Source organism: Variovorax ginsengisoli, assembly GCF_030811835.1.
GTDB classification, from domain to species: domain Bacteria; phylum Pseudomonadota; class Gammaproteobacteria; order Burkholderiales; family Burkholderiaceae_C; genus Variovorax; species Variovorax ginsengisoli_C.
Genome location: NZ_JAUSRO010000041.1, coordinates 1 through 1,127, shown reverse-complemented (window position 1 = coordinate 1,127; position 1,127 = coordinate 1). Strand labels below are relative to the sequence as shown.

Here is a 1,127-nt window from a genome sequence, read left to right as displayed (position 1 = left end):
GCCGCCAAGACCAGCGGCCGCCAGATCCTGGAGCCGGTCGCGCGCAACACCGCGGCCGCCATGGCCGCCGCTGCCCTGCTGGCCGACCCCGAAGACCTGCTGCTGTTCGCGCCGGCTGATCACCACATTCCCGACGCAGCACTCTTCGCCAAGACGGTGCAGGGTGGCGTGGCCGCCGCGCAGGCCGGGCGCATCGTCACCTTCGGCGTGCTACCGACCTTCCCAAGCACCGCTTATGGCTACATCGAGGCCGGCGCCACGCTGGCCGATGGCAGCCAGGCCGTCGCCCGCTTCGTCGAGAAGCCGAATGCCGAGGTCGCCCAGTCGCTGATCCTGCAGGGCGGCTACTTCTGGAATGCCGGCATCTTCCTGGTGAAGGCCAGCACCTTGCTGGAGGCCCTGCGCGCCCACGCCCCTGACATCCTGGCGGCCTGCGAGCGCGCCACGGCAGCCAGCTCGATCGACGGCAGCTTCGTACGCCTGCAGCGCGAGGCTTTCGAGGGCTGCCGCAGCGACAGCATCGACTACGCCGTGCTGGAAAAGCATGCAGACATCTCGATGGTCAAGTTCGAGGGCGCATGGAGCGACGTGGGCAGCTGGAATGCGGTCGCCAACCTCTACCCGGCCGACGATGCAGGCAACCGCCTGAGCGGCAAGGCCAGCGCCCTGAATACGCGCAACACCTTCGTGCACGCCCCGCTGCGCCCGGTGATGGCCCTGGGCGTGGACGACCTGATCATCGTGGACACGCAGGATGCCGTGCTGGTCGCCAGCGCTGCCTGCGCCGAGCAGGTCAAGGACGCGGTGCAGATGCTCACGGCCAAGGGCCATGCCGAAGCCACCGACCACCGCCGCGTCGGACGCCCGTGGGGCGCCTACGACAGCATCGACCTGGGCGAGCGCTTCCAGGTCAAGCGCCTGACCGTCAAGCCCGGTGCCAAGCTGTCGTTGCAGATGCACCACCACCGCGCCGAGCACTGGATCGTGGTGCAGGGCACGGCCAAGGTCACGCGCGACGACGACGTCGTGCTGGTGCGCGAGAACGAGTCGATCTACCTGCCGCTGGGCGCCGTCCACCGCCTGGAGAACCCGGGCAAGACCATGCTGGAAGTGATCGAAGTGCAGAC

1 protein-coding gene is annotated in these 1,127 nt (G+C 68.8%); it reads left to right on the top strand.

What is annotated here, in order from left to right; genetic code table 11:
- The coding region (locus tag J2W36_RS26520; protein WP_307692782.1) for a mannose-1-phosphate guanylyltransferase/mannose-6-phosphate isomerase at positions 1-1,127 on the top strand (1,127 nt) is incomplete at both ends.